The sequence below is a fragment of the Tepidiphilus margaritifer DSM 15129 genome, assembly GCF_000425565.1.
Lineage (GTDB): Bacteria > Pseudomonadota > Gammaproteobacteria > Burkholderiales > Rhodocyclaceae > Tepidiphilus > Tepidiphilus margaritifer.
Genome location: NZ_AUDR01000015.1, coordinates 277081 through 303648 on the forward strand (window position 1 = coordinate 277081; position 26568 = coordinate 303648).

Annotated in this window: 25 protein-coding genes and 4 tRNA genes; 19 read left to right on the forward strand and 10 right to left on the reverse strand. The window is 64.9% G+C overall.

All coding sequences use genetic code 11. The annotated features are described in order from the left end of the window. From H607_RS11910 to H607_RS0105545, 4 genes are all read right to left on the reverse strand, one after another. On the reverse strand, positions 1-730 hold a 730-nt coding region (locus H607_RS11910), incomplete at its 3' end, for an elongation factor Tu (protein WP_037989772.1). Positions 731-780: 50 nt separating this feature from the next. After that, a tRNA-Thr gene (locus tag H607_RS0105535) sits at positions 781-855 on the reverse strand. Positions 856-869: 14 nt separating this feature from the next. Beyond that, positions 870-943: transfer RNA gene (locus H607_RS0105540), tRNA-Gly, on the reverse strand. A gap of 30 nt (positions 944-973) precedes the next feature. Beyond that, positions 974-1055, reverse strand: a tRNA-Tyr gene (locus H607_RS0105545). 174 nt (positions 1056-1229) lie between these two features. Between H607_RS0105545 and H607_RS0105550 the strand changes: the two genes are divergently transcribed. From H607_RS0105550 to ruvA, 8 genes are read left to right on the forward strand one after another with little or no spacing between them, the layout of a single operon-like run. Next, positions 1230-2300 (forward strand): HlyD family secretion protein, encoded by a 1071-nt coding sequence (locus H607_RS0105550; RefSeq protein WP_028874605.1) that lies wholly within the window; start codon positions 1230-1232, stop codon positions 2298-2300. Continuing rightward, positions 2300-5068 carry a ribosome-associated ATPase/putative transporter RbbA gene (gene rbbA, locus H607_RS0105555; protein WP_037989628.1) on the forward strand — a complete coding sequence of 923 codons (2769 nt, stop codon included), beginning with the start codon at positions 2300-2302 and terminating at the stop codon, positions 5066-5068. Before H607_RS0105550 ends, rbbA begins: the two co-directional genes overlap by 1 nt. Before the next feature lie 3 nt (positions 5069-5071). Then, complete coding sequence (locus H607_RS0105560) at positions 5072-6193, forward strand: ABC transporter permease (protein ID WP_028874607.1); 1122 nt, start codon at positions 5072-5074, stop codon at positions 6191-6193. Positions 6194-6240: 47 nt separating this feature from the next. Beyond that, positions 6241-8175: a gamma-glutamyltransferase family protein gene (locus tag H607_RS0105565; RefSeq protein ID WP_211218488.1), complete on the forward strand. Its 1935-nt coding sequence runs from the start codon at positions 6241-6243 to the stop codon at positions 8173-8175. Continuing rightward, positions 8169-8777 carry a Maf family protein gene (locus tag H607_RS0105570; protein ID WP_028874609.1) on the forward strand — a complete coding sequence of 203 codons (609 nt, stop codon included), beginning with the start codon at positions 8169-8171 and terminating at the stop codon, positions 8775-8777. Before H607_RS0105565 ends, H607_RS0105570 begins: the two co-directional genes overlap by 7 nt. After that, a complete protein-coding gene (gene rng / locus H607_RS0105575) occupies positions 8774-10231 on the forward strand; it encodes a ribonuclease G (RefSeq protein ID WP_028874610.1) in 1458 nt (485 codons plus the stop codon). Before H607_RS0105570 ends, rng begins: the two co-directional genes overlap by 4 nt. A gap of 10 nt (positions 10232-10241) precedes the next feature. Beyond that, a complete protein-coding gene (locus tag H607_RS0105580; protein ID WP_051240690.1) occupies positions 10242-11183 on the forward strand; it encodes a prenyltransferase in 942 nt (313 codons plus the stop codon). Then, positions 11180-11800, forward strand: coding sequence for a Holliday junction branch migration protein RuvA (ruvA, locus tag H607_RS0105585; protein ID WP_028874612.1), 621 nt, complete (start codon positions 11180-11182; stop codon positions 11798-11800). The genes H607_RS0105580 and ruvA overlap by 4 nt, the downstream gene beginning before the upstream one ends. Before the next feature lie 73 nt (positions 11801-11873). Here the strand turns inward: ruvA and H607_RS0105590 are convergent, their stop codons facing one another. Further along, a complete protein-coding gene (locus tag H607_RS0105590; protein ID WP_028874613.1) occupies positions 11874-12986 on the reverse strand; it encodes an HD-GYP domain-containing protein in 1113 nt (370 codons plus the stop codon). A 149-nt stretch (positions 12987-13135) separates the two neighbouring features. On the opposite strand from H607_RS0105590, the gene H607_RS11915 reads away from it, so the two are divergent. From H607_RS11915 to H607_RS0105625, 7 genes are all read left to right on the forward strand, one after another. Then, the gene (locus tag H607_RS11915) at positions 13136-13729 is read left to right on the forward strand and encodes a GspH/FimT family pseudopilin (RefSeq protein ID WP_051240691.1); all 594 of its coding nucleotides are present in this window, start codon (positions 13136-13138) and stop codon (positions 13727-13729) included. A gap of 75 nt (positions 13730-13804) precedes the next feature. Next, entirely contained in the window at positions 13805-15823 is a 2019-nt protein-coding gene (tkt, locus tag H607_RS0105600) for a transketolase (protein WP_028874614.1), read from the forward strand. Between the two features lie 30 nt (positions 15824-15853). Next, on the forward strand, positions 15854-16873 hold the full coding sequence (gene gap / locus H607_RS0105605; protein ID WP_028874615.1) for a type I glyceraldehyde-3-phosphate dehydrogenase: 1020 nt from the start codon (positions 15854-15856) through the stop codon (positions 16871-16873). Between the two features lie 10 nt (positions 16874-16883). Next, entirely contained in the window at positions 16884-18068 is a 1185-nt protein-coding gene (locus H607_RS0105610; protein WP_028874616.1) for a phosphoglycerate kinase, read from the forward strand. Positions 18069-18157: 89 nt separating this feature from the next. Continuing rightward, positions 18158-18742: an RnfABCDGE type electron transport complex subunit B gene (locus H607_RS0105615; RefSeq protein ID WP_028874617.1), complete on the forward strand. Its 585-nt coding sequence runs from the start codon at positions 18158-18160 to the stop codon at positions 18740-18742. Between the two features lie 88 nt (positions 18743-18830). Next, on the forward strand, positions 18831-19499 hold the full coding sequence (gene nth, locus H607_RS11920) for an endonuclease III (protein WP_051240704.1): 669 nt from the start codon (positions 18831-18833) through the stop codon (positions 19497-19499). Beyond that, positions 19480-19905, forward strand: coding sequence for a DUF1841 family protein (locus H607_RS0105625; RefSeq protein ID WP_028874618.1), 426 nt, complete (start codon positions 19480-19482; stop codon positions 19903-19905). The genes nth and H607_RS0105625 overlap by 20 nt, the downstream gene beginning before the upstream one ends. Before the next feature lie 63 nt (positions 19906-19968). Here H607_RS0105625 and H607_RS0105630 read toward each other — a convergent pair whose 3' ends face one another. Beyond that, a complete protein-coding gene (locus H607_RS0105630) occupies positions 19969-20742 on the reverse strand; it encodes an oxygen-binding di-iron domain-containing protein (RefSeq protein WP_028874619.1) in 774 nt (257 codons plus the stop codon). Positions 20743-20909: 167 nt separating this feature from the next. Between H607_RS0105630 and H607_RS12875 the strand changes: the two genes are divergently transcribed. The 4 genes from H607_RS12875 to fliR are packed head-to-tail and all read left to right on the forward strand — an operon-like array spanning position 20910 to position 23082. Beyond that, positions 20910-21263 (forward strand): FliO/MopB family protein, encoded by a 354-nt coding sequence (locus tag H607_RS12875; protein WP_051240692.1) that lies wholly within the window; start codon positions 20910-20912, stop codon positions 21261-21263. Then, on the forward strand, positions 21260-22012 hold the full coding sequence (gene fliP / locus H607_RS0105640; RefSeq protein WP_028874620.1) for a flagellar type III secretion system pore protein FliP: 753 nt from the start codon (positions 21260-21262) through the stop codon (positions 22010-22012). Before H607_RS12875 ends, fliP begins: the two co-directional genes overlap by 4 nt. A gap of 10 nt (positions 22013-22022) precedes the next feature. Continuing rightward, a complete protein-coding gene (gene fliQ, locus H607_RS0105645) occupies positions 22023-22289 on the forward strand; it encodes a flagellar biosynthesis protein FliQ (RefSeq protein ID WP_028874621.1) in 267 nt (88 codons plus the stop codon). 4 nt (positions 22290-22293) lie between these two features. Then, positions 22294-23082, forward strand: coding sequence for a flagellar biosynthetic protein FliR (gene fliR, locus H607_RS0105650; protein ID WP_028874622.1), 789 nt, complete (start codon positions 22294-22296; stop codon positions 23080-23082). A gap of 10 nt (positions 23083-23092) precedes the next feature. Here fliR and H607_RS0105655 read toward each other — a convergent pair. The 4 genes from H607_RS0105655 to rssA form a co-directional block, all read right to left on the reverse strand. Next, positions 23093-23169 (reverse strand) — tRNA-Pro (locus tag H607_RS0105655). A gap of 12 nt (positions 23170-23181) precedes the next feature. Continuing rightward, the gene (gene ispB, locus H607_RS0105660; RefSeq protein ID WP_037989631.1) at positions 23182-24162 is read right to left on the reverse strand and encodes an octaprenyl diphosphate synthase; all 981 of its coding nucleotides are present in this window, start codon (positions 24160-24162) and stop codon (positions 23182-23184) included. After that, positions 24159-25607 carry an FAD-binding oxidoreductase gene (locus H607_RS11930; protein ID WP_051240693.1) on the reverse strand — a complete coding sequence of 483 codons (1449 nt, stop codon included), beginning with the start codon at positions 25605-25607 and terminating at the stop codon, positions 24159-24161. Before H607_RS11930 ends, ispB begins: the two co-directional genes overlap by 4 nt. Continuing rightward, positions 25604-26485, reverse strand: a complete 882-nt coding sequence (gene rssA / locus H607_RS0105670; protein WP_051240694.1) for a patatin-like phospholipase RssA — start codon at positions 26483-26485, stop codon at positions 25604-25606. Before rssA ends, H607_RS11930 begins: the two co-directional genes overlap by 4 nt. Between the last annotated feature and the right edge of the window lie 83 nt (positions 26486-26568).

A 26568-nucleotide genomic window follows, 5' to 3' on the forward strand; every position in this document is an offset into this window, starting at 1 on the left:
CGTCGCCCACCTTGACGATGCCGCGCTCGACCCGGCCCGTGACCACCGTGCCGCGACCAGAGATGGAGAACACGTCTTCGATCGGCATGAGGAAGGGCTTGTCGATGGCGCGCTCGGGCGTGGGAATGTAGGTGTCGAGCGCTTCGGCAAGTTTCAGGATCGAGGGCTCACCGATCTCGCTCTGGTCGCCTTCGAGCGCCTTGAGCGCCGAGCCCTTGATCACCGGCACTTCGTCACCCGGAAAATCGTACTTGGAGAGCAGCTCGCGCACTTCCATTTCCACGAGCTCGAGGAGCTCGGGATCGTCGACCATGTCGCATTTGTTCATGTAGACGACGATGTAGGGCACCCCCACCTGGCGCGCCAGCAGGATGTGCTCGCGCGTCTGCGGCATCGGGCCGTCGGCGGCCGAGACCACCAAAATGGCTCCGTCCATCTGCGCCGCACCGGTGATCATGTTCTTGACGTAGTCGGCGTGACCCGGGCAGTCGACGTGCGCATAGTGGCGCTTCTCCGTCTCGTATTCGACGTGCGAGGTGTTGATCGTGATCCCGCGAGCCTTCTCTTCCGGCGCCGCGTCAATGTCGTCGTACTTCTTCGCCTCGCCTCCGTAGTACTTCGACAGCACCGAGGTCAGCGCCGCCGTCAGCGTCGTCTTCCCATGGTCCACGTGACCGATCGTGCCCACATTCACGTGCGGCTTCGTGCGCTCAAACTTCGCTTTTGCCATGAAAGACCCCTATCGTTTCAAATCTGCCCGCCGACGGCGCGGCGAAGGATTGGTGCCCATGACGTGGATCGAACACGTGACCTCTCCCTTACCAAGGGAGTGCTCTACCACTGAGCTACATGGGCAATGCCCGACGAACTGGAGCGGGTGAAGGGAATCGAACCCTCGTCTTAAGCTTGGAAGGCTTCTGCTCTACCATTGAGCTACACCCGCTCGACACCCGCAGCCGGTTTCGTATTCACTTGGAGGGGGTAGGATTCGAACCTACGAAGGCTGAGCCGGCAGATTTACAGTCTGCTCCCGTTGACCGCTTGGGTACCCCTCCGCAAGAAGCGGCATTGTGTACGAATTTGGGGCGAATGTCAACGCCGTGACGGCAGGAAAAAAGGACTCGGGGTTGACGCTCCCGGAATGCCGCTATATAAAGAACCCATCACGCCGGCACCCTTGCCATGTCCATGACGATCGCCGTCTCTCCTTCCTTTTTACAGGCATGTCCATGAACACTTCCCTGAAGCCTTGGCTCACGCGTATCGGCTTGATCCTGCTTCTCATCGCGCTTGGATTCTGGATCTGGCTGCGCGTCGAACTTTCGCGCCAACACGACGGGCTAGTATCGAGCAACGGCCGGATCGAGGCGACCGACGTCAACATCGCCGCCAAGATCGCCGGACGCATCGCCTCCATCGCCGTGGATGAGGGCGATCTCGTCTCCGAAGGGCAGGTGGTGGCCCAGATCGATACCAGCGTGCTCGAGGCGCAACTGCGCGAGGCGCAGGCGCAGTGGGAACGCGCCAAACGCAACCTGGAGACGAGCCGCGGCACGCTCGCCCAGCGTGAGGCCGATCAGGCGGCGGCCGAAGCGGTGGTGGCGCAGCGCCTGGCCGACCTCGATTACAACCGCAAGCAGCTCGCGCGCACCAGAGAGCTTGCCCAGGCCAAGATGGCGGCCCAATCCAAGCTCGACCAGGATGCGGCCGCAGTGACGGCAGGCGAAGCCGCGGTGGTCTCGGCCCGCGCCCAGGTGCGGGCGGCGCAGGCTGCGGTGGTGCAGGCACGCTCGGCGATCGCCGCGGCCGAAGCCCAGGTGGCCGCGGCGCAGGCAAGCATCGAGCGCATCCAGGCCGACATCGATGACAGCCAGCTCAAGGCGCCGCGCAGCGGCCGCGTGCAGTACCGCGTGATGCAGCCCGGCGAGGTGGTGGCCGCCGGCGGTGCCGTGCTCAATGTGGTCGACCTCTCCGACGTCTACATGACTTTCTTCCTGCCGACGCAAGTCGCCGGCAAAGTGGCGATCGGCTCGGAGGTTCGCCTCGTGCTCGATGCTTTCCCCCAGTACGTGATCCCGGCAACGGCGACTTTCGTCTCCGACGTGGCGCAATTCACGCCCAAGACGGTGGAGACGGCCGAAGAGCGGCAAAAGCTCATGTTCCGCGTCAAGGCCAGCATCGACCCCGAGCTGCTGCGTCAGCACTTGCCGCAGGTGAAGACGGGCCTGCCCGGAGTGGCCTGGGTGAAGATCGATCCCCAGCGTGACTGGCCACCGGAACTTCAAGTGAAGGTGCCGTGATGGGAGAGCCGGTTGCGCGGCTGCAGGGAGTCGCGCTCACCTATGGCAAGACGCGCGCACTCGACGGGATCGATCTCGATATCCCCGCCGGCTGCCGCGTCGGATTCATCGGCCCCGACGGGGTAGGGAAATCCAGCCTTCTCTCGCTCATCTCCGGGGCTCGCGCCATTCAGCAAGGCAAGGTGTGGGTGCTGGGGGGCGACATGGCAGAAGCCAGCCACCGACGCGAGGTCTGCCCCGACATCGCCTACATGCCCCAAGGTCTGGGCAAGAACCTCTATCCGACGCTTTCCGTGGCCGAGAACATCGACTTCTTCGGCCGCCTTTTCGGCCACGACGCCGCCGAGCGCAAGCGGCGCATCGAACAGCTCACGCGCGCCACGGGGCTCTTCCCTTTTCTCGATCGACCCGCCGGCAAACTCTCGGGCGGCATGAAGCAGAAGCTCGGCCTATGTTGCGCCCTCATCCACGATCCCGAGCTCTTGATCCTCGACGAGCCCACGACCGGCGTCGATCCCCTGTCGCGGCGCCAGTTCTGGGCCCTCATCGATGAGATTCGCGCCACGCGCGAAGGCATGAGCGTGCTCGTGGCCACCGCCTACATGGAGGAAGCGGCGCGTTTCGACTGGCTCGTGGCCATGGACGAGGGAAAAGTACTCGCCACCGGCTCGCCGCAGGAATTGCTCGAGCAGACCGGTAGCGACAACCTGGAACAGGCCTTCATCGCGCTGCTACCGGAAGAGAAGCGCCGGGGATATCGACCCGTCGAAATCGGATCGCTACCCGAGCGGGGCGACGAAGAGATCGCCATCGAGGCGAAAGATCTGACGATGCGTTTTGGCAATTTCGTTGCCGTCGACCACGTCAGCTTTCGCATCCGCCGTGGCGAGATCTTCGGCTTTCTTGGCTCGAACGGTTGCGGCAAGACGACGACGATGAAGATGCTCGCCGGGCTACTCACGCCCTCCGAGGGCAAGGCCTGGCTCTTCGGCAAGGAAGTCGACCCGCGCGACATCGATACGCGCCGCCAAGTGGGCTACATGTCGCAGTCCTTTTCGCTCTACGACGAGCTCACGGTGCGGCAGAACCTCGAGCTGCACGCGCGGCTCTACGGCATCCCCAAGGAGAAGATCGCCGATTACGTCCAGGAAGTGGTGCAGCGCTTCGGACTCTCGCGAATCATCGACGCCCTTCCCCCTTCACTGCCCCTGGGACATCGGCAGCGGCTGTCGCTCGCGGCCGCCGTCATCCATCGACCGAAAATATTGATCCTCGACGAGCCGACCTCGGGGGTCGACCCGGTGGCGCGCGACGGGTTCTGGAACCTCTTGCTCGAGCTGTCGCGCCGCGACGGCGTGACGATCTTCATCTCCACCCATTTCATGAACGAGGCGGAGCGCTGCGACCGCATCTCGCTGATGCATGCCGGGAAAGTGCTCGTCACGGGAGCGCCGGCCGAGATCGTGCGCGAGGGCGGTCACGAGTCGCTCGAAGCGGCCTTCATCGACCATCTGGAACGGGCTGCACAAGAGGGGCAACAGGCCGACGATACCCAAGGGTCGACCGCCATGAGCGGCGAAGAACGCAAACGCACGGCGGGTCTGACCGAAAAAGCGCCGGTGCGGGGAACGACGCACACCACCTCCTTTTTCAGCCTGCGCCGGATGCTGAGCTACCTGGTGCGCGAAGCTCTGGAACTGCGTCGCGACCCGATCCGCCTGTCGCTGGCGCTGGTGGGCAACGCCATCTTGATGCTGGTGATGGGCTTTGGCATCACCATGGACGTGGAGGATCTGACCTTCGCCGTCCTCGATCGCGACCAGACCACGCTGAGCCAGTCGTACGCCCTCAATCTGGCCGGTTCGCGCTATTTCAGCGAACAGCCTCCGATCGCCGACTACGAAGAAATGGACCGGCGCATGCGCTCGGGCAAACTGGGTCTGGCGGTCGAGATCCCGCCAGGCTTTGCACGCGATCTCGCGCACGGAAAACCGGTGGAGGTCGGGGCGTGGATCGACGGAGCGATGCCTTTGCGCGCAGAGACGATCCGTGCCTATGTCCAGGGGATTCACGCGCAGTGGCTACGGACGCAAGCGCGCGAACGTCACTTGCCCGACCCGACGCTCGCGACGATCGAGATCCGTTTCCGCTACAACCCGGACGTGAAGAGCATCGTCTCGATAGTACCCGCAGTCATCCCGCTGCTGCTCATGCTCATTCCGGCGATGCTCGCCGCCTTGGCGATCGTACGCGAAAAGGAACTGGGGTCGATCACCAACTTCTATGTCACCCCGACGACGAGGATGGAATTCCTCCTCGGCAAGCAAATCCCATACGTGATTCTCTCCCTCCTCAGCTTCGTGCTGCTGCTCGCGCTGGCCGAATTCGTCTTTCGCGTGCCCGTCAAGGGAAGCTACCTGGCGCTGTTCCTGGGTGCAATCTTGTATGTCATGGCCTCGACCGCCTTGGGTATATTGATCTCGAGTTTCATGCGCAGCCAGATCGCGGCGCTCTTCGCCACGGCGGTGCTCACACTGCTGCCGGCGACGCAATTCTCGGGCCTCATCTATCCGGTCTCCTCGCTCGAGGGCGGAGGTCGGCTGATCGGCGAAATCTATCCGACCACCCACTTCGTGGTCATCTCCCGCGGTACGTTCTCGAAAGCGCTGCACTTCCGCGATCTCACCGACGCCTTCGTACCGCTCGCGCTCGCCTGGCCCATCCTCTTTGGCTTGTCGGCGGCACTGCTGCGCAAACAGGAGCGTTGAACCGTGCGCTGGTCCCACGTCTGGCATCTCGGCATCAAAGAGTTCTACAGTCTGGGACGCGACCCGGTGCTGCTGGTGCTGATCCTCTATGTCTTCACTTTCTCCATCCATTCGCAGGCCACGTCGATTCCCGAAACGCTCAACAAGGCGCCGATCGCCGTGGTGGACGAGGATCGTTCGCAGCTCTCCGAACGCATCCTCCATGCCCTCTATCCGCCGTATTTTCTGCCGCCGGAGCGCATCGACACCGCCACGATGGACGCGCGCATGGACCGAGGGCTGGATACGTTCGCGCTCGACATCCCGCCGGATTTCGAGCGCGACGTGATGGCCGGCAAGAAACCGACGATCCAGCTCAACGTCGACGCCACCCGGATGAGCCAGGCGTTCACCGGCAGCGGCTACGTGCAGACCATCGTCAATGAAGAGATCGCGGCCTACGTCGCTCGCCACAAGGCGCAGGAACGCCAGCCCGTGGAGCTCAGCTTGCGTATCCGCTTCAACCAGGAATTGAACAAATCCTGGTTCGGCGGCATCATGGGCATCATCAACGAAGTGACGATGCTCTCCATCGTGCTCACCGGCGCAGCGCTCATCCGCGAGCGCGAACATGGCACGATCGAGCACCTCTTGGTCATGCCGGTCACCGCACTCGAGATCATGTTGAGCAAAATCTGGTCGATGGGGCTGGTCGTCCTGGTCGCCGCGACGCTTTCGCTCATCTTCGTGGTGCATTACTGGATCGGCGCACCGCTGCAGGGCTCGGTGCCGCTCTTCGTCGCGGGTACCGCCATGCACCTCTACGCCACCACCGCCATGGGCATTTTCCTGGGAACGCTGGCGCGCTCCATGCCGCAATTCGGGCTGCTGCTCATGTTGATCCTGCTGCCGCTGCAGATGCTCTCTGGTTCCGTCACCCCACGCGAGAGCATGCCCCAGTTTGTCCAGGACGTCATGCTGCTCGCGCCCAATACGCACTTCGTGATGCTCGCTCAGGGCATTCTGTACCGCGGAGCAGGGTTCGACGTGGTCTGGCCGCAGTTCGCGGCGTTGGCCGTCATTGGCACGGCGCTCTTTCTCTTCTCACTCGCTTACTTCCGTAAGATGCTGGAGACGCAGCAGTGAAGAGCGCCCCCTGCCCAGCCTCCGGCGGGCGGCGCAGGCGCGCAAGCGTGGCCATACGCCATGTCAAGTTCTCCCTGCTCGCCTTGACCTTCCTGCTGGCCTCGGAAATGGCGCCAGCCGGTACGGCGGTGCCAACGCCTTGTGCCGTCGACCCGCTGCCGGCAGCGGTCGAGTCCGCCTCGCGGCCGACGGACGGAGCGCCCGAAGCCGCGAGCGGCTATACACCCAAGCCCCCAGTGCGCTCGTCACGGGCAATGATCGTCGCTGCCAACCCTCTGGCCACCGCGGCCGGTTGCGAAGTCCTCCTGCGCGGCGGCAATGCCGTGGATGCCGCAGTGGCGGCGATCGCCGTGCTGGGATTGGTCGAACCGCAATCGGCCGGACTCGGCGGCGGGGGGTTCCTGCTCGCCTGGGATGCCAAGGCGCGGCGCCTGATGAGCTACGACGGCCGTGAAACGGCCCCGCTTGCCGCCGATCCGTCCGACCTGGTGCGCCTCGCTCCCGACGATCCCTCCCCGCCCCTGCCGCTCACGGCCGACACACCCGCCTCCGAGCGCTTCGACGCCCTGCGCGCGAGCGGCCGCTCCATCGGCACGCCGGGCCTGGTGCGACTGCTCGAGCGCGCGCATGCCGAACAGGGGCGTCGCCCTTGGGCCGAACTCTTCGCCCCGGCGATCCGGCTGGCCGAGCAAGGATTCCCCCTTTCGCCACGACTGGCGGCGGTAGCCAAGCCGCTCACCCGCTGGCTGCAACTCGACGCCGAGGCCAGCGCCTATCTGCTCACTCCCGCAGGCCAGGTAAAAGCCGTGGGCACGATCCTCTCCAATCCGGCCTACGCCCGCACGCTGAAAGAACTGGCAAGCGCCGGACCGGATGCCTTCTATACGGGGCCGCTCGCGCACGCCCTGGTGGCACGGGCGCACGCAAGCCGCGGCGCCGACGGCACGCCGCTCACGGCGTCGAAGCTCGCCGACGAGGATCTGGCGCGTTATCGGGCGATCGAGCGTCCGCCCGTATGCGCCCCTTATCGCGCCTGGTGGGTGTGCGGCATGGGTCCTCCTTCCTCCGGCGGCCTCGCCGTGGGGCAGATCCTGGGCCTGCTCGAACGTTTCCCTCTCGCGCAGCATCCGCCGGCAGCCGGTGCGGAAGGCGGACTGCCGGATGCCCAGGCGGCGCACTGGATCACCGAGGCCGAGCGGCTCGCCTTTGCCGACCGCGACCGCTACGTGGCCGATCCCGACTTCGTGCCCCTGCCCGGCGGTTCGGTCGCCGCTTTGCTCGACCCTGACTATCTCGCTGCACGCTCCCGGCTCATCCAGGACGAGCGCAGCCTCGGTATGGCACCGGCCGGAACGCCGCTCGCCGCAGCGCCGCAGTACGCTGTGGGCCCGGAAATCGAGGAGCACGGCACGACCCACCTCACCGTGGTCGATCCGGAAGGCAACGTGGTCGCGCTCACGGCCTCGATCGAATCGGCCTTCGGTTCCTTTCGCATGGTGGGCGGATTCTTCCTCAACAACGAGCTCACCGATTTCGCCTGGGAGCCGTTCGCCGATGGCATGCCAGTGGCCAACCGGCTGGAGCCGGGCAAGCGCCCGCGCAGCTCCATGGCGCCGACGCTCGTCTTCACCCGCGCTCCCGACGGGGGTCTGGGCGAATGGCAGATCGCCACCGGCTCGCCCGGCGGCTCGGCCATCATCCCCTACGTGACCCAGACGCTGGTGGCCCAGCTCGACTGGGGGCTGGACCCTTACGCGGCGGCGGCGCAGATCCGCGTCGGGGCCTTCAACCGCCCCCAGACCTGGATCGAAGATGGCCACCCTACCCCTGCGGCGGCGCTCGTCGAAGGCTTGCGGGCGCGAGGGCACGAAATCGTGCGCCGCCCCCAGCCCAGCGGCATCGCCACCGTCATCCGCGCCCCCGACGGGGCGCTGCAAGGGGCGGCCGATCCGCGCCGCGAAGGGGTAGCCCTGGGATGGTGAAGCAGCTTGCGCCGCTCTACCTCGCCTCGCAAAGCCCCCGCCGCCGTGAGCTCCTCGCCCAGCTCGGCTGGGATGCCCGGGTGATTCCGCTGGAGGGCGAATGGGTCGACGAAACGCCCCTTGCGCGCGAGGCGCCGCGGGACTACGTCCTGCGGCTCGCCCGGGCCAAGGCCGAAGCCGGCTGGCGACGGCGCGAGGCGCTGGCGCTGCCGCCCGGACTGGTGCTGGGCGCCGACACCACGGTGAGCATCGATGGACTGATCCTAGGCAAGCCGCGGGATGCCGACGAGGCCCGGCACATGCTGCGCCGCCTCTCGGGCCGAATGCACGAGGTGCACACGGGCGTGGCGCTCACCGACGGCACCCGCACGCACGCGCTCTGCTCGACGAGCCGGGTCTGGTTCGCCGCGCTCGAGGAGGGGGACATCGAACGCTATCTCGCCACGGGGGAACCCTGGGACAAAGCCGGTGCCTATGCCTACCAAGGACGCGCGGCCGCATTCATCGAACGTATCGAGGGCAGCGCTTCGGGCATCGTCGGTCTGCCGCTCTACGAGACCGCGCGTTTGTTGTCCGTTTTCGGCTATCCTCCCTTCCCATGAGCAAAGAATTCCTCATCAATTGCACGCCGCAGGAAACCCGGGTGGCCGTGGTCGAACAGGGCGTGGTGCAGGAGCTGCACGTCGAGCGTCTGGCGCACCGCGGACTGGTGGGCAACATCTACCGCGGGCGCATCGTGCGCGTGCTGCCGGGCATGCAGTCGGCCTTCGTCGACGTGGGCCTGGAGCGCACCGCGTTTCTCCACATCACCGACCTGTGGCAGGCCGAGCGCCACCCCGAATCGCCCCCCCGCATCGAGCGGCTGCTCGCCGAAGGCGAAGAGATCACCGTCCAGGTCCTCAAGGACCCGATCGGCAGCAAAGGGGCCAGGCTCACCACCCAGATCAGCCTGGCGGGGCGCTATCTCGTCTATCTTCCGCAGGAGAACCACATCGGTATCTCGCAGAAGATCGAGGGCGAAAGCGAGCGTGAGACCCTGCGCGAGCGCCTCACGGCGCTGCTGCCTCCCGAAGAGAACGGCGGCTACATCGTGCGCACCAATGCCGAGAACGCCGCCGATGAACAGCTGGCGGCGGACATCGCCTATTTGCGCCGGCTGTGGGCCGACATCCAGGGCGAGGCCCAGCGCCGCCGCGCCCCTGCCTTGATCCATGAAGACCTGGATCTCGCGCTGCGCGTGCTGCGCGACTTCGTCGATCGCGACACCGCCCTCATTCGCATCGATTCGCGTGAAAACGCCCAGCGGCTCTTGGCCTTCGCCGAGACCTACACGCCCCAGGTCGCCCCCCTCATCGAGCACTACCGCGGAGACCGGCCGCTCTTCGAGCTCTACAACGTCGAAGAAGAGATCGAAAAGGCTCTGTCGCGCCGGGTCGATCTCAAATCGGGGGGCTATCTCATCTTCGATCAGACCGAAGCGCTCACCACCATCGACGTCAACACCGGCGCCTTCGTGGGCGCACGCAACTTCGACGAGACCATCCTCAAGACCAATCTCGAGGCGGCGCAGGCGATCGCGCGGCAGCTGCGGCTGCGCAATCTCGGCGGCATCATCCTCGTCGATTTCATCGACATGACCAACCCTGAGCACCGCGAGCGCGTGCTCGAAGAGTTCAAGAAAGCGCTCGCGCTCGATCACACCAAGATCACGGTGAGCGGATTCACGCAGCTCGGCCTGGTGGAGATGACGCGCAAGCGCACGCGCGAATCCCTCATGCAGCAGTTATGCGAGCCCTGCCCCATGTGCGAGGGGCGCGGCTTCGTCAAGAGCGCCGAGACGGTGTGCTTCGCCATCCTGCGCGAGATCCTGCGCGAAGCGCGCCAATTCGCCGATGCCAAGGAATTCCGCATCCTCGCCTCGCCCGCCGTGGTCGACCTCTTCCTGGAAGAGCAGTCGCAGGCGCTGGCGATGCTGTCGGACTTCATCGGCAAAGAGATCTCGCTGCGCAGCGACACCTGCTACACGCAGGAGCAATACGACATCGTGCTTTTGTGAGGCATTGCCCATGCCTGCCCGTTCCCTGCCGCTCGAACCCGATGCCCGCCTGCGCGCTCGCCCCATCGTTTGGGTGCTCGCCACGCGCCCGGCCTTCCTCGTGGTCACCCTCATCGCGGTGCTGCTCGGGCTCGCGCTCACGATCCATCAGGGCGCGGCGCTGCGACCCTGGGCGGCGCTGAGCACGCTCGTCTTCGCCCTGGTGGCCCACGCCGGGGCCAACGTGATCAACGATTATCACGATCGCGACACCGATGGGCTCAATCGCGACCGGCTCTACCCCTTCACCGGCGGCTCGCGCTTCATCCAGAACGAGGTGCTCACGGCGCGCGAAACCGCCTGGCTCGGCTATGGGGCGCTCGCCATGGTGGTGCCGGCGGGGCTCGCGCTCACCCTCACCAGCGGGCCGCTGCTCGTTCCCATCGGCCTTGCGGGACTGCTGCTCGGCTGGGCTTATTCCGCTCCCCCTTTGCGGCTCGCCGGCCGCGGCCTGGGGGAAGTCGTCATCACCGCGGCCTGGCTGCTGGTGATCGTCGGCACGCACTACGTCCAGCTCGGCCGGCTCTCTCCCGTGCCTGCTTTCGTGGGCCTGCCGTACGCGCTCCTGGTCGCGGCCATCCTCTACGTCAACCAGTTTCCCGACGCCAAGGCGGACGCGGCCGCTGGCAAGCGCACGCTGGTCGTACGGCTCGGCGCGGCGCGTGCCGCACACGGCTTGCCGCTCCTGGGACTGTGCGCCGCCGGCTGGCACCTCGGCCTGATGGCCGCCGGCGCGATCCCCTTGGCAACGAGCGCCGCCTTGCTGCCGCTGCTGGCCTTGGTTCCGGCCTCCGCCCAGCTGAAGCGGTACGCGAGCGATCCGGCGCGGCTGCGTCCGGCCATCGCCCGCACGCTCGCGGCCACCGTCGGCTATGGCGCCGTGCTCACCTTCTCCCTGTGGGTTTCCGCATGATCGGACTCGTGCGCGGCGTGGTCCGCGAAAAAACCCCACCTCAAATCCTGATCGACACCGGCGCCATCGGCTACGAGCTGCTCGTGCCCATGAGTACTTTCTACACCCTGCCGGCGATCGGCCAGGAAGTGACGCTGCGCACCCACCTCCTGGTGCGTGAGGACGAACACCAGCTCTATGGCTTTGCCACGGAAGAAGAGCGCCACGCCTTCCGTCAGCTCATCCGCATCGCCGGCATCGGCGCGCGCACGGCGCTCGCCATCCTCTCGGGACTGAGCGTGCGCGAGCTGCGCGAAGCCGTGCTGCTGCAAGACGGCGGGCGGCTCGTCAAGATCCCCGGCATCGGCAAGAAAACCGCCGAACGCCTGCTGCTCGAGCTCAAGGACAAGACCGGAGCGTTGCTTCCCACCGGCCACGCCGCGGCCGTGCCCGCCGGCTCCGCCCCGAACCCGGCACATTCACCGGAAGAGGCGATACGCGCCGAGATCGTCGCTGCGCTGCTCGCCCTGGGCTATTCCGAGCGCGAGGCGCTGCGCGCCATCTCGGCGCTTCCGCCGCAAAGCGATACCGCCACCGGTATCCGGCTCGCCCTCAAGGCTTTGGCTCCCGGCGGCTGAAACGTACTTGAAACGGAGCACACGCCTCACCTGACCGCCGGGCTCCTCGAATGGCGGCTGCGTGATGGTCTTTTCAAGACGCCCCGCTACTCGAAGGGGAAGGCGCCTCCCCGTAGCGGCGCCAGATGTCTTCGATCTCGGGCAAAGCGGCGAGAAAAGCGTCCACGACCGCGGGGTCGAATTGCGTGCCGCGGTTCTGCTTCAGGTATTCCACCGCTTCGTCATGAGACCACGGCCGCTTGTAGGGCCGCTGCGAGCGCAACGCATCGTAGACGTCGCACACGGCGGCGATGCGCCCCTCCAGGGGAATTTCCTCGCCCCGCAGCCCCGCCGGATAACCAGTACCGTCCCAGCGCTCATGGTGCGTGAGCGCGATGCGGCGGGCCATCTGCAGGATGTCGTGATCGTTGTTCGGGATGATGTCGGTGCCGATTTCGGCATGGCGCCGCATCACCGCCATCTCTTCTTCGGTGAGTTTGCCCGGCTTGAGCAGGATGGCATCGGGGATGCCGATCTTGCCTACGTCGTGCAAGGGGCTGGCCGCTTCGAGCTGCTCGACCCATCGCAGGTCCTTGCCGAGACGACGCGCCACGGCGGCGCACATCTTGGCCATGCGGTGGATATGCTCGCCGGTGTCGGCATCGCGATATTCGCCGGCACGCGCGAGGCTCACCGTCAGATCCTTCGCCATCGAAGCGAGATCATCGGTATAGGCATCGTAATACACCGAAGCAACGAATCCCAAGTCGAGGAAGACGGCGAAATTGACCGCACGCAGAACGCGCTTCTGCTGCTGCGGATCAGGCACGTTCTCCATGACGATGGCGTTGACTTCGCTCAGCACGACGGCGTAAGCACCAGAGAAGAGACGCAAATCCACCCCCCGCTGCTGGTGGGTCTTGCCCATGCGCAAAGCTGCTTCCACGTAGTCACGATCGAACCGCCCGGCGAAGACGTATTCGAGCCAATGCCGTTTCTGATGGGCCAAGGCACGGTTCGCTGTGTCTTCGTCGGCGAAGAGTTTGATCGCTTCGGGCGAATTGATGACTCGGCGGTAGAAGGCATGGCTGACGCGGTCGATACGCGGTGCGATTATCGGAAAGAAAAGACGCAAAGTGTCGATGATTTCCTGATCGATGTCGAGAAAATCGATCCACTGCTGCAAGGTCACGGCCATGTCTTTCATCCAAAAGGCTCCGCCACCTCGAGGCTGATTTCACAACGGGCGGCATGTAAATTTTCGCCATCATTGTAGACTCGCTTTCACTCCGGGAGTGGACAATTTTTCACGACGTTCATGACATAATCCATTCATCCTGAAAAATAGGGATGACAATGCCTACGTCTTCGTTCCCTTCTCATGCCGCTGAAGGATTCACACTCATCGAGCAGTTAGTCACACTCGCCGTACTCGCCATCGTCCTTGCCCTCGCGATTCCTGCTTTCTCCCGTCTGCTCGCCTCGATACGTTTAAGTGCTGCAGCCAACGAGCTGCTCAGCTCGCTTCATCTGGCACGCTCCGAAGCGATCCGCCGCGGCGAGCGCGTCACTCTCTGCCCCGCTCCTCCCGACAAAACCGATTGCACGGGCAAAGCTTGGCATGAAGGATGGATCATGTTCGTCGACCGCACCCTCTCTGGTCAAACGCCGCGCCTCGATCCCGGCGACGAGCTCCTGTTTCGCGGCGGTCCGAGCGGGCGCAGCATCACGATCCAAGGCAATGGCCCCCTGGCCTCCTACGTTTCATTCGTTCCTTCCGGTCTGAGCCGACAGCTCAACGGCGGTTTTCTCGCCGGGACCTTCTGGCTGTGTGCCACGGGTACCACCGCCCCAGAACCAGAACGTCGACGCGATCTGGTCATGAATGCGGCCGGCCGCCCCGTTCTCGTTCGGCCTACGGACGGTCAAACCCGCTGCCCATCGTCCTGATCCGAGCTGAACGGTTCGCGCCCGCCGGGTTTTGCGCGATAATCGCGGCTCATTCTCCGCTGGACGATCGAACGGATGACACAGCCTGCCTCGCGCCTGCCGCGCACGTTCAGCCCGCTCGCGAACGCCCTGCGCGCGCTCGCCATGGATGCGGTGCAACTGGCGAAATCCGGCCACCCCGGCGCCCCAATGGGCATGGCCGAGATGGCCACGGTGCTGTGGCGCAAGCACCTCAAGCACAACCCTGCCAACCCCCAGTGGTGCGACCGCGACCGTTTCGTGCTCTCCAACGGGCACGCCTCCATGCTGCTCTACGCACTGCTGCATCTCACCGGGTACGATCTCTCGCTCGACGATCTCAAGCGTTTCCGGCAGCTGCACAGCAAAACGCCGGGACACCCCGAATACGGCGAAACCCCCGGTGTCGAAACCACGACCGGGCCGCTCGGCCAAGGGCTGGCCAACGCCGTGGGCATGGCGCTCGCGGAAAAACTCCTCGCGAACGAATTCAACCGCCCCGGGCACACCATCGTCGATCATCACACCTACGTCTTCGTCGGCGACGGCTGCCTCATGGAAGGCATTTCGCACGAAACCTGCTCGCTTGCCGGCACCTGGAAACTCGGCAAGCTCATCGTCCTCTACGATTCGAATGGGATCTCCATCGACGGCCAGGTGCAAGGCTGGTTCACCGACGATACCGCCACACGCTTTCGCGCCTACGGCTGGCACGTGATCGAGGCGGTCGACGGACATGACATGAGCGCGATCGATGCGGCCATCACGCTCGCCAAGGCCGAGACCGAGCGCCCCAGCCTCATCATTTGCCGCACCGTGATCGGCGCCGGCGCCCCCCACAAACAAGGCACGAGCGAGGTGCACGGCGCCCCCTTGGGCGAAGCCGAAATCACCGCCGCACGCGAAGTGATCGGCTGGCCCTACGGTCCCTTCGAGATCCCCGAAGAGGTCTACGCCCAATGGGATGCGCGCCCAGCCGGTCGCGAACGCGAGTCCGCCTGGCTGGAACGCTTCGAAGCCTATCGCCGGGCCTATCCAGAACTCGCCGACGAGTTCGAACGTCGCGTCGCCGGACTTTTGCCCTTGCGCTGGCCGGATCTGGCCGACGAGGTGATCCGCGCCACCGTCACCCGGCGCGAGAACATCGCCACGCGCAAGGCAAGCCAGAACGCCATCGCCGCCTATGCCAAAATCCTTCCCGAGCTCCTGGGTGGCTCGGCCGATCTCACCGGCTCGAACCTCACCGACTGGCCTGGCGCCCGTCCCGTCACTGCCGAAGGGGAAGGCAATTATCTCCACTACGGCGTGCGCGAATTCGGTATGGTGGCGATCGCCAACGGCATCGCACTGCATCGCGGCCACATTCCCTTCACCGGCACCTTCCTCGTCTTCTCCGACTATGCGAGAAACGCCATTCGCATGGCCGCGCTCATGCGCCAGCGGCAGATCTTCGTGCTCACGCACGATTCCATCGGCCTGGGCGAGGATGGCCCCACGCATCAGCCCATCGAACACGCCGCCTCGTTGCGCCTCATCCCCAATCTCGACGTCTGGCGTCCGGCCGACAGCGTCGAGACGGCGGTGGCCTGGCGCCTGGCGCTCGAGCGCACCGACGGGCCCTCGGCCCTGCTGCTGTCGCGCCAGAACCTCCCCTTCATCGAACGCTCGCCGCAGCAGATCGAAGCGATCGGGCGCGGCGGCTACGTGCTGCGAGAGGCCGAACGTGCCCCCGACCTCATCCTGATCGCCACCGGCTCGGAAGTGTCCCTCGCGCTCGATGCGCGCGGGGCGCTGGCGCAGTCCGGCATCGCCGCGACCATCGTCTCCATGCCCTGTACGCGGCGCTTCGATCAGCAGCCGATCGAATACCGCAGCGCGGTGCTGCCCCCCGACGTACCCAAACTCGCCATCGAAGCCGGTTCGGGCGAAGGCTGGTGGCGTTACGTCGGTGGTCACGGCGACGTGCTCGGCATCGACCGCTTCGGCGCCTCCGCTCCCGCGCCGCGCCTGTTCGAATTCTTCGGTTTCACGGTCGATCACGTCGTCGCCCGAGCGAAACTGCTGCTGTCGCGCTGACCCCGTTTTTCATCCTTCAAGGAGCGATCCATGAGCAAAATCCGCATCGCGATCAACGGCTACGGCCGCATCGGCCGCTGTACTCTGCGCGCCCTCTACGAGCTCGGCCGGCGTGACGAATTCGAAGTGGTGGCGATCAACGCCTCGGGTGACCTGCCCACCAACGCGCATCTCACCAAATACGACACCACCCACGGCCGTTTCCCCTTCCCCGTGGCCACCGAAGGCGACAAGACGCTCATCGTCGACGGCGACCACATCCCCTTCTACTCGACCAAGAACCCCCTCGAGACTCCGTGGGGCGAACACGGCGTCGATGTCCTGCTGGAATGCACCGGTGCCTATACCACCAAGGAAAAGGCCCGGATCCATCTGCAACAAGGGGCGAAAAAAGTCCTCATCTCCGCCCCCGGAGGTGACGACGTCGACGCCACCATCGTCTATGGCGTGAATCACGACATCCTGCGCCCCGAGATGCAAGTCGTCTCGAACGCCTCCTGCACCACCAACTGCCTCGCGCCGGTGGCCAAGGTGCTCCATGAACACATCGGCATCGAGCGGGGCCTGATGACCACGGCCCACGCCTACACGCTCGACCAACAGCTCATCGACGCACGCCACAAGGATCTGCGCCGGGCCCGCGCCGCGGCGATGAACATCATCCCCACCAAGACGGGTGCAGCCAAGGCCGTCGGGTTGGTGCTGCCGGCGCTCGCGGGCAAATTCGACGGCTTCGCGCTGCGCGTGCCCACCATCAACGTCTCGCTCGTCGATCTCACCTTCACCGCGAGCCGCCCCACGAGCAAGGACGAAATCAACGAACTCATGCGCCAGGCCGCCGCGGGTCCGCTCCAGGGCATCCTTGCGGTGAATGACGATCCGCTCGTGTCCTGCGACTTCAACCACGACAGCCACTCCGCCATTTTCGATGCGACGCAAACCCGCCTCATCGAGGGTACGCTCGTCAAAGTGCTCGCCTGGTACGACAACGAATGGGGCTATTCCTGCCGCATGCTCGATGCCGCCAAGGCGCTCGCCACCTGCGCCTGAGGAGCCGATCATGCGCGTCAAAACCCTCAAGGACGTCGGTCTGCGCGGCAAGCGCGTCTTCATCCGTGCCGACCTCAACGTGCCCCAGGACGAGGCCGGGCGCATCGTCGACGATACCCGCATCCGCGCCTCCATCCCGACGATCGAATACTGCCTGCAGCAAGGCGCCGCAGTCATGGTCACCTCCCACCTCGGCCGCCCCAAGGAGGGTGCCTGCACCCCCGAAGACTCGCTCGCACCCATCGCCGAGCGGCTCTCGGAGCTCCTCGGTCGACCGGTACCACTCATCAAGAAGTGGGTCGATGGCGGTTTCACCGTCCAGCCGGGTGAAGTGGTACTGCTCGAGAACGTACGCTGTAACGTCGGTGAGAAGAAGAACGACGAGGCGCTCGCGCGCAAGTATGCGGCCCTGTGCGACGTCTATGTAAACGACGCCTTCGGCACCGCGCACCGGGCAGAAGCCAGTACCGTGGGCATCGCTCACTTCGCCCCCGTCGCCTGCGCCGGGCTCCTCATGGCCGCCGAGATCGAGGCACTCTCGCACGCCCTCGAACATCCCAAGCGTCCACTCGTGGCCATCGTCGGCGGTGCCAAGGTCTCGACCAAGCTCACCATCCTCAAGTCACTCGCCGAGAAAGTCGACCAGCTCATCGTCGGCGGCGGCATCGCCAACACCTTCCTCCTCGCCACGGGCAAGCGTATCGGCAAATCGCTCGCCGAGCCGGAACTCGTGGTGGAAGCGCAGGCGATCATGGACATGATGGCCGCGCGCGGCTCCGAGGTCCCCTTGCCCGTCGACGTCGTCGTCGCCGACGAAGTCTCGGCGTTTGCCCGTGCCAACCGCGTCTCGGTCGATGAAGTCGGCCCGAACGACCGCATCCTCGACGTCGGTCCCAAGACCGCCGCGCGTTACTGCGACATCGTCGCACACGCCGGTACCGTCGTGTGGAACGGACCGCTGGGTGTGTTCGAATACGACCAGTTCGCCGGCGGCACCAAGATGCTCGCCTCTGCCATCGCGCACTCCGAAGCCTATTCGCTCGCCGGCGGCGGCGATACCATCGCCGCGATCAAGAAGTTCGGCGTGGAAAAGGACATCGACTACATCTCCACCGGCGGCGGCGCATTCCTCGAATTCCTCGAGGGCAAGAAACTACCGGCCATCGCCGCGCTCGAAGCGCGCTACGACGGCTGAGCCCTGATTCCGTCCAGGCCGGGAACCTCCTCTCGGCCCGGACGGTCGACGCCGCACCGGTCTTTTCCCGCCTCTTCGACCCAGAAACGATGCCCACTGCCGACGAGATCGACGCCCTCTTGCCGCAGACGCAGTGCCGCCGCTGCGGCTACCCCGCGTGCCGCCCCTATGCCGAGGCGCTCGCACGCGGCGAGACCACGCCGAATCGTTGCCCTCCGGGCGGGGAAGCGCTCATCGGCAGACTGGCGAGCCTACTCGGCGTACCCGTCACCCCCCTCGATCCCGAAGTCGGCCCACCGCAAGCGCCCCAGGTCGCCCGTATCGTCGAAGCGGATTGCATCGGCTGCACGCTGTGTCTCCAAGCCTGCCCCGTGGACGCCATCCTCGGTGCGCCCAAACGCATGCACACGGTGATCGAGGACGAATGCACCGGCTGCGGCCTGTGCCTGCCTCCCTGCCCCGTCGACTGCATCGTCCTGCTGCCCGTGCCCGCCTTTCCCGAGGCGAGCGCCTCGCGCATGCGTTTCCTGCGTCGCCAGGCCCGGCTCGAACGCGGTGAGGATCCCCGCAAGCGCATCCGACGTCCGCGCGACGAAGATCAGCTCAAACGCACGCTCGTGGCGGCCGCCCTCGCACGCGCCCGAAGCGGGAAAACGCATGGCTCGACCCCCTGAAAAAGCGGCCGACGGAACGCAGGCACGGCGCCGCCAGCGCAAACGCCTCGGTGCCGGGGAAGCAGCCGCGGCCGACCCCGCCCCGCCCATGACGCCGCAGGAAATCGAAGCCTTCTTCGAGCGGCTCGCCGCGCTCGATCCCCATCCCACGACCGAGCTCGAATACACCACCCCTTTCCAGTTGCTCGCCGCGGTCGTTCTCTCGGCGCAGGCCACCGACAAGAGCGTCAATGAAGCCACGCGCACCCTCTTCGCCGTCGCACCGGATGCGCGCGCCATGGTGGCGCTGGGTGAAGCAGGCATCGCCCAACACATCCGCCGCATCGGCCTCTACCGCAGCAAGGCGAAACACCTCTACGAACTCTCGCGCCGGCTGCTGGAGACCACGGGCGGTGAGATCCCGGACGACCGGGCCTTCCTCGAATCCCTGCCCGGCGTGGGACGCAAGACCGCCAACGTGGTGCTCAACACCCTTTTCGGGCACCCCGTGATCGCCGTCGACACCCACATTTTTCGTGTCGCCAATCGTACCGGTCTCGCCCCGGGAAAGACCGTTCGGGCCGTGGAAGAAGCGCTCACCGCGCGCATTCCACCGCGCTTTCGGCGACATGCGCATCACTGGCTCATCCTGCTCGGCCGCTATACGTGCACCGCCCGGGCACCGCGCTGCGACGCCTGCCCGGTTCATGACCTCTGTCATTGGCCGCACAAACCCCCCGGCACTAGGGAGACAAACGATGTTCACGCCCAGCCGTGAAGAGGTACGGCGATTCTTTGCCCAAGCCTATCGCAAATGGCGCGACAAGCAGCCGCTCGAGCCGATCGAGGCGATGGCCGCCGACGTGATCGCCCTGCACCCGGAGTATTTTCCTCTACTGGAAGACGAGGCGGCGCTCGCGCGCGATTACACGCCGGAAGACGGCGGTCTCAACCCCTTCCTACACCTGTCGCTGCATCTGGCGATCGCCGAGCAGCTCTCGATCGACCAGCCCCCCGGTATCCGCGCCGCCTGGCAGGAACGGCTCGCTGTGCGTGGAGACCTCCACGAAGCCCTACACGACGTACTCGAAGCCCTGGGCGAGACGCTGCACGAAGCCCAACGCGACCGCGTTCCTCCCGACAACGCCCGCTACCTCGAGCGCATCCGCCGCACCAGGCGCTGAAAAAGCGAAGGCCGACGGAATACGGTTTCCGTCGGCCTTCCCATACCCGCGCTCAGGGCGCTCTCAGAGCGGAATGCGATAAGCGTCCTGCGTCATGAGATCGATGCCGCAGGGCAAGGTCTCGATCCAGTCGATGAATCGACGCACCATCTCCTTGCCGACGAAACGCTGCCCATGCTGCGGCACCAACATTTCGATATCGAGCTGGCGCGCCATGTTGGCCCAAAAGCGCAAGATCTTGTTGGAGATCATGTAGCGCTGATGAAAAGTCTGCATCTTGGGAATATGGCGATCGAAATCCTCCACGGGTTTCGCCGCCTGTTCGTGATCGACCAGCGACACGCCCAAATCGCCCGAAAAGAGGATCTTGGCGATGGGATCATAGAACTGGAAGTTGCCTTCCGAGTGCATGAAGTGCGCCGGCACGGCCACGATCTCGCTCTTGCCCAGCGGAATCCGCATCCCGGGATCGGGAATGCCGATGATGCGCGAAGAATAATCCTTGCCCGTGGTGAAGTGAGGCACGAAACGCGTCCACAGCTTGGAGATGAACACTTTGGCGTGCGTAGTCACCATCCACTTGTTCACCGAAGCGATGATGTCCGGGTCGGCGTGCGAAGCGAAGATGTAATCGACGTTTTGCGGACGACAGTATCGGCTCATACCCATCAGCAGGCCGGTATGGGTCATGTTCCCGCCCGGGTCGATGAGGGCCGCATGGCCATTGTCGATGACGAGGAACTGGTTGCACTGTACGGCGTGCTCCCCCTGCTCGTCGACCAGATCGTAGAACGCCAAACAAATATGATTCCCGTCGTTGTAGAGTTCGACCGCCATGATCCCATCCCTAGGAACGGATATACGAAGATTCTACCAAGAAGCTCGCCGGTTGGCGCAAAGGAAGGCGATTTTTCGGCAAAATCACGAACACTCCGGTTTTTACCCTTTTTTTCGCATCATCGCTCCCACCCACTTCTGCCATCCTATCGTCAGGAGCCCCGACAATGACCACAGACTGGATCCACCCCGTCACCCAGCTCGCCCTCGGTCTTGGCGTCACCGCCATTGCCCTTTGGGCAGCCTTTGCCGCTTTGCGCCGCCTACAGCGTCGTCAGGGTGGGCGCGTGGGGCTTTCCATCCTTGGAGCGATTGCCGTGGGCACGCGGGAGCGTGTGGTACTGCTCGAAGCCGAAGGAGTACGCTTGCTGATCGGCGTCACCCCCAATACCATCACCTTGCTGCAACGCCTACCCGATCGCCCCTCTCCCTTCGCCGAGCGGCTGGCTGCGGCGATCGATGAAGAACGCGTCGATCGTCACCCGACTCCTCCCTCCACTCAGGAAGGAGCACACCCATGAATCGACGCCTAGGGTTCATCCTCTTGCTGGGCCTTGGCGCCTTGCTCCTGCCCTCGTTCTCCTCGGCCCAGGGCCTACCCCTTGCCACCGCCACGCCGGCCGGTGGTGGCGCCACGAATTACTCCCTTCAGGTGCAGACGCTGCTGCTGCTCACGGCGCTTACCTTCATCCCCGCCGCCATCCTGATGATGACGAGTTTCACCCGGATCATCATCGTGCTCTCCTTACTGCGCATGGCGCTCGGCACCCAAACCTCGCCCCCCAACCAGGTACTGATCGGCCTCGCGCTTTTTCTCACGTTTTTCATCATGGCACCGGTAGCCGAACGCGTCTATACCGAAGCATGGCAGCCGCTGCAAGAGAACAAAATCGATTTCACGCAAGCGCTGGAGCGGGCCGCGGTTCCAACCAAGAAATTCATGCTCGCGCAGATACGCGACAACGACCTCACCCTGTTTGCCGACCTCGCCAAAACACCGCCGGTCGATCAGGCCGAAGATCTCCCCTTGCGCGTCGTCGTCCCAGCCTTCGTCACCTCCGAGCTCAAGACGGCCTTCCAGATCGGCTTCGTCGTCTTCCTGCCGTTCCTGATCATCGACATGGTCGTCGCCTCGGTACTGATGTCGATGGGGATGATGATGATGTCGCCCGTCATCGTCGCCCTGCCATTCAAACTGCTCGTTTTCGTGCTCGTCGACGGGTGGACCTTGCTCATCGGCTCGCTCGTCAAGAGCTTCGCACTTCCCTGAAGGAAAAACCATGGTTCCCACCCTGATGGATTTCGCCCGCGACGCCGTCGTCACCACCATGCTGCTGTGCGCCCCGCCCTTCATCGCTGCGCTGGTGACGGGGCTGCTGGTGAGCGTCTTCCAGGCCGCGACCCAGATCAATGAGATGACGCTCACCTTCGTGCCCAAACTGGTGGCCGTGTTCATCACCCTCATCGTGATGGGACCTTGGATGGGGCAGACGATCACCGACTATCTCACGCGGCTACTCACGGCGCTGCCCACCCTCATCGGCTGAGGCGATGTGGACGGTCACGGAAGCCCAATGGTCGGCGTGGATCACCGCCTATTTCTTGCCGGCGGTGCGCATCCTCGCCCTGCTCGCGGTGGCGCCGGTGTTCTCCAACCGCGCACTGCCCACCCGCATCCGTCTGGCGCTGGGGCTGGCGATCACGGTGGCCGTCGCACCGGTGCTGCCGCCCGCCCCGCCGATCCCGCTCGACTCCTGGCTGATCTACCCCGTCTTGGCGGCGGAATTCGGCCTCGGCGTCGCGTTCGGCTTCGTCCTGCGTTTCGTCTTCGCCGCCATCGACCTCGCCGCGGCCCTGATCGGTTTTCAGATGGGATTATCGTTCGCGGTGTTCTACAGCCCCACGGCGGGGACGCAGACGCCCGTCTTCAACGAATTCTTCGGGGTGGTCGCCACCCTGCTTTTTCTCGCCCTCGACGGGCATCTGATGCTGGTGCACGCCGTGGTGACCAGTTTCGAATGGATCCCGGTGGGGGGGGCCGTGGCCTGGCAAGAGGGAATGGCCGTGTTGCTGCGCTATCCGGTAACGCTCTTTGCGCTCGCTTTTCTGCTGTCGCTACCGATCACCGCGGCGGTGCTACTCACGAACATCGCGCTCGCCGTGCTCACGCGCGCCGCTCCCCAGCTCAATCTCTTTGCGATCGGTTTTCCCGTGACGATCACGGTGGGGTTCCTGGCGCTCCTCATGAGTCTCAGCCCGGTGGGGGCGCTGCTGCAACAGGCCTTCGCCGACGGGCTAGACGCCGTCGGGCAGGTGATTCAAGGCTTGAGCGGGAGATGAGAGAAGAGAGTGGTCGGGGAAAGAGGATTCGAACCTCCGGCCCCTGCGTCCCGAACGCAGTGCTCTACCAGGCTGAGCTATTCCCCGACGTTTCGCGATTCATGCAGAACGATTCACCGCGAAGTCTGATAATTGTAGCAATGATTCCCGGAATTGGGAAGGGGACAGACACGCGAGTCGCGTCTTCGCCGTCGCGGCATAGCGCTCGGCGACGCGACGCGAGGCCTCCAGCGCGCCCGTTTCGGCGATCGCCTCGAGCACCGCGGAAAGATGCTCTCTCCCTCCTTGCTCGATCACCTGTCGGATGAGGCTCGCCTGAGCCGGCGTACCATGATGCAGCACGTGCAGCAGCGGCAGGGTCGGTTTTCCTTCAGCGAGGTCGTCGCCCACGTTCTTGCCCGACACCGCCGGATCGGCCGCATAGTCGAGCACATCGTCGATGATCTGAAAGGCACAGCCCAGTTCCCGCCCGAAGGCCGCCATCGCCTCTTCCACCTCGGGCGCAGCCCCGGCGAGGATGGCCCCCAGACGGCCCGCCGCCTCGAAGAGTTTGGCGGTCTTGTACTCGATCACGCGGAAATAGTCTTCGAGCGTTGTCTCGGGATTGCCCTGGTTCATCAACTGCAGCACTTCGCCCTCGGCGATGACGTTGGTCGCCTCGGCGAGCACCGCCATCACCCGCATGCTACCCACCGAGACCATCATCTGAAACGAGCGGGAATAGAGAAAATCCCCCACCAGCACCGCCGCGGCGTTGCCGAAGACGGCATTGGCCGTCTCACGCCCACGGCGAAGATCGGATTCATCCACGACGTCGTCGTGCAGGAGGGTGGCCGTGTGGATGAATTCGACCACCGCGGCAAGGGTGGCGTGGTGCAGCCCCTCGTAGCCCAAGGCGCGGGCCACGGCCAAGAGCAGCGCCGGACGCAAGCGCTTGCCGCCGGCAGCGATGATGTAATCGGCGATACTGCGCACCAGCGCCACGTCCGAATGCAGTTCGCGTCGGATCACCTCGTCGGTACGCGCCATGTCCGGCTGCAGCGGCGCAAAGATCTCCTTGATCGTCGGCGTTGGCGTCATGTTTCCTCGCTGGCTGGGCGGTCGCCGCCACGCACGACCTTGCCCGGATTGAACAGGTTCTCCGGATCGAGCGCGGCCTTGAGCCGCTGTAGTAAAGTCAGTTCCGCCTCGGACTTGTAGCGCGGCAGTAAATCGGCCTTGAGGCGCCCGATGCCGTGCTCGGCCGAGATCGAACCACCGAATTCAGCCACGGTGTCGTGCACTAGACCCGAGAGCTGCGGCTCGATGAGAGGCCATCGTGCCCGCTCGATCCCCGTAGGGAAGACATTGTAGTGGAGATTACCGTCTCCGAGATGCCCGAAACAGACGAGCGTCACGCTCGGCCAGTAGTGACGCAAGCGCGTCTCGCACTCGGTGATGAAGCGGGGCAGCGCCCGGATCGGCAGAGAGACGTCGTGCTTGAAGCTGAACCCCTCGAAACGCTGCGCTTCGGAGGCATTCTCGCGCAACGCCCACAACGCCTGGCGCTGCGCTTCATTGGCCGCGAGCACCGCCTCCAGCACCCAGCCGCGCTCGATGGCTGCGGCCAAGGCACGCTCCACCCGTTCCGGCAACTGCGTCCCTCGCCCTGCTTCGCCGAATTCGAGGAGCACGGACCATGCCGGTGGTTCGCCCGAAAAGGGCGCCCTCGCCTGGGGAATGTGTTTCAGCACCAGCTCGAGCGTCGACCGACCCATCAGTTCGAACGCCTCAAGCCCCTCGCCCACCGCTTCACGCAACCAGGAAAAAAGCCCCACCGCGGTCGCCGGATCCGGTACGGCCACCCACGCAGTCACGACTTCGGTAGGCAAAGGAAAGAGCTTGAAGGTCGCCGCGGTGATCACACCCAAGGTCCCTTCCGAGCCCACGAAGAGCGGCTTCCACGCATAGCCGGTGTTGTCCTTGCGCAAGCCTTGGAGCGAGGAGACCACACCCCCGTCGGCGAGCACCACTTCCAGGCCCAGCACCAGATCGCGCGTCGTGCCGTAACGCAGGACATGCACGCCTCCTGCGTTCGTCGCGCACACGCCCCCCACCGTGGCACTGCCCTCGGAGGCGAGCGAGAGGGGGAAGAGGCGATTCGCCGAACGCGCCGCCTCTTGCACTTCCCGCACCGTCACCCCCGCTTCGGCCGTCACCGTGAAATCCAGTGGCTCCAAGCTGCGGATCCGGCGCATGCGCCCCAGATGCAGCACGATCGCCGGGGCCTGCTCTTCGAGTGGCGTCGCCCCGCCCACCAGACCCGTGTTTCCCCCTTGAGGGACGACGTGGGCCCCATACGTCCGGCAACAGCGCACCACCGCCGCCACTTCCCCGGTCGTAGCCGGTCGTACTACCGCCAAGGCTCGACCGCGATAGCGCCCACGCCAATCCACGAGGAAGGGAGAAATCTCCCTCTCCTCACAGTGCACGTGCGACTTGCCCACACATGCCGCGAGCGCCTCCAGAAACCCGGCATCATTCATCGAAAGGACTCCAACAATTCGCCGATCTGCCATTGCACCCGCTGCACCGCCGCCTCCCCTTCTTCAATCGCCTCCGCACCCCGGTGAAAATCGAGCAAGGACAGATCCGCCACTCGAGGGGAGATCAATATTTCAGGAGGCTCTCCCGCGAGCCGCGACTGCGCGATGCGCATCTGCATGATGTTGACCGAAGTGGTCAGTACCGCGGCGATGGGAGGAAGGGAATCGGCCTGGTCCGCCTCTCCCGAAGAGGTGATACCGATCATGGCAAAGAGGCGATTCTTCCATCGCTGTACACCGCCATTACCGTTGGGCGAGCGGAAATGGCGCCCCATGCGACCGGAGCCCAACTCTACCGCGATGACGATTTCCGCGCCCAAAGCCCGGCACAGGCTCACGGGAACCGGATTGACGAGTCCTCCATCGACCAACCAGCGCCCATGCAGCTTGGTTGGCGTGAACATCCCGGGCAAACCGATGGAAGCACGCACTGCCGGACGCAGTTCTCCTTCCCGCAACCAGATTTCGCGGCCTGTCGTCAGCTCCGTCGCCACGCAGGCAAAAGGAATCGCCAGATCTTCGAATCGTGTGGCGAAAAAATGCTCGGCGCAATAGTCGATCACCCGGTCGCCCTGCAGCGCGCCACCGCGCAGAGAGACATCCATCAGCGAAAGAACGTCGACCCAGGTGAGTGACTCGACCCATTGCTGCATGGCGTCGAGCCGGCCGGAGGCGTGTGCAGCCGCCACCAGCGCACCGATGGAGGTACCGGCGATGACGTCGATCGACACCCCCAGGCGCTGTAAAGCCCGGATGACACCGAAGTGTGACCAGCCACGGGCCGCACCCGAGCCGAGCGCCAGACCGATTCGAGGCATGAAAGTCCTCTTGGCAGGAAACAAAGATTCAGTTTAGCGCAATCGTCGACGCAAAAACCCCCGCCGTGTGCTTGTGGCGGGGG

Bases quoted from the DNA above. Each gene is read 5' to 3' on its own strand.
- H607_RS0105550 (WP_028874605.1), top strand. From the start codon at position 1,230: ATGAACACTTCCCTGAAGCCTTGGCTCACGCGTATCGGCTTGATCCTG.
- rbbA (WP_037989628.1), top strand. From the start codon at position 2,300: ATGGGAGAGCCGGTTGCGCGGCTGCAGGGAGTCGCGCTCACCTATGGC.
- H607_RS0105570 (WP_028874609.1), top strand. From the start codon at position 8,169: ATGGTGAAGCAGCTTGCGCCGCTCTACCTCGCCTCGCAAAGCCCCCGC.
- rng (WP_028874610.1), top strand. From the start codon at position 8,774: ATGAGCAAAGAATTCCTCATCAATTGCACGCCGCAGGAAACCCGGGTG.
- H607_RS0105580 (WP_051240690.1), top strand. From the start codon at position 10,242: ATGCCTGCCCGTTCCCTGCCGCTCGAACCCGATGCCCGCCTGCGCGCT.
- ruvA (WP_028874612.1), top strand. From the start codon at position 11,180: ATGATCGGACTCGTGCGCGGCGTGGTCCGCGAAAAAACCCCACCTCAA.
- H607_RS0105590 (WP_028874613.1), bottom strand. From the start codon at position 12,986: ATGAAAGACATGGCCGTGACCTTGCAGCAGTGGATCGATTTTCTCGAC.
- H607_RS11915 (WP_051240691.1), top strand. From the start codon at position 13,136: ATGCCTACGTCTTCGTTCCCTTCTCATGCCGCTGAAGGATTCACACTC.
- tkt (WP_028874614.1), top strand. From the start codon at position 13,805: ATGACACAGCCTGCCTCGCGCCTGCCGCGCACGTTCAGCCCGCTCGCG.
- gap (WP_028874615.1), top strand. From the start codon at position 15,854: ATGAGCAAAATCCGCATCGCGATCAACGGCTACGGCCGCATCGGCCGC.
- H607_RS0105610 (WP_028874616.1), top strand. From the start codon at position 16,884: ATGCGCGTCAAAACCCTCAAGGACGTCGGTCTGCGCGGCAAGCGCGTC.
- H607_RS0105615 (WP_028874617.1), top strand. From the start codon at position 18,158: ATGCCCACTGCCGACGAGATCGACGCCCTCTTGCCGCAGACGCAGTGC.
- nth (WP_051240704.1), top strand. From the start codon at position 18,831: ATGACGCCGCAGGAAATCGAAGCCTTCTTCGAGCGGCTCGCCGCGCTC.
- H607_RS0105625 (WP_028874618.1), top strand. From the start codon at position 19,480: ATGTTCACGCCCAGCCGTGAAGAGGTACGGCGATTCTTTGCCCAAGCC.
- H607_RS0105630 (WP_028874619.1), bottom strand. From the start codon at position 20,742: ATGGCGGTCGAACTCTACAACGACGGGAATCATATTTGTTTGGCGTTC.
- H607_RS12875 (WP_051240692.1), top strand. From the start codon at position 20,910: ATGACCACAGACTGGATCCACCCCGTCACCCAGCTCGCCCTCGGTCTT.
- fliP (WP_028874620.1), top strand. From the start codon at position 21,260: ATGAATCGACGCCTAGGGTTCATCCTCTTGCTGGGCCTTGGCGCCTTG.
- fliQ (WP_028874621.1), top strand. From the start codon at position 22,023: ATGGTTCCCACCCTGATGGATTTCGCCCGCGACGCCGTCGTCACCACC.
- fliR (WP_028874622.1), top strand. From the start codon at position 22,294: ATGTGGACGGTCACGGAAGCCCAATGGTCGGCGTGGATCACCGCCTAT.
- ispB (WP_037989631.1), bottom strand. From the start codon at position 24,162: ATGACGCCAACGCCGACGATCAAGGAGATCTTTGCGCCGCTGCAGCCG.
- H607_RS11930 (WP_051240693.1), bottom strand. From the start codon at position 25,607: ATGAATGATGCCGGGTTTCTGGAGGCGCTCGCGGCATGTGTGGGCAAG.
- rssA (WP_051240694.1), bottom strand. From the start codon at position 26,485: ATGCCTCGAATCGGTCTGGCGCTCGGCTCGGGTGCGGCCCGTGGCTGG.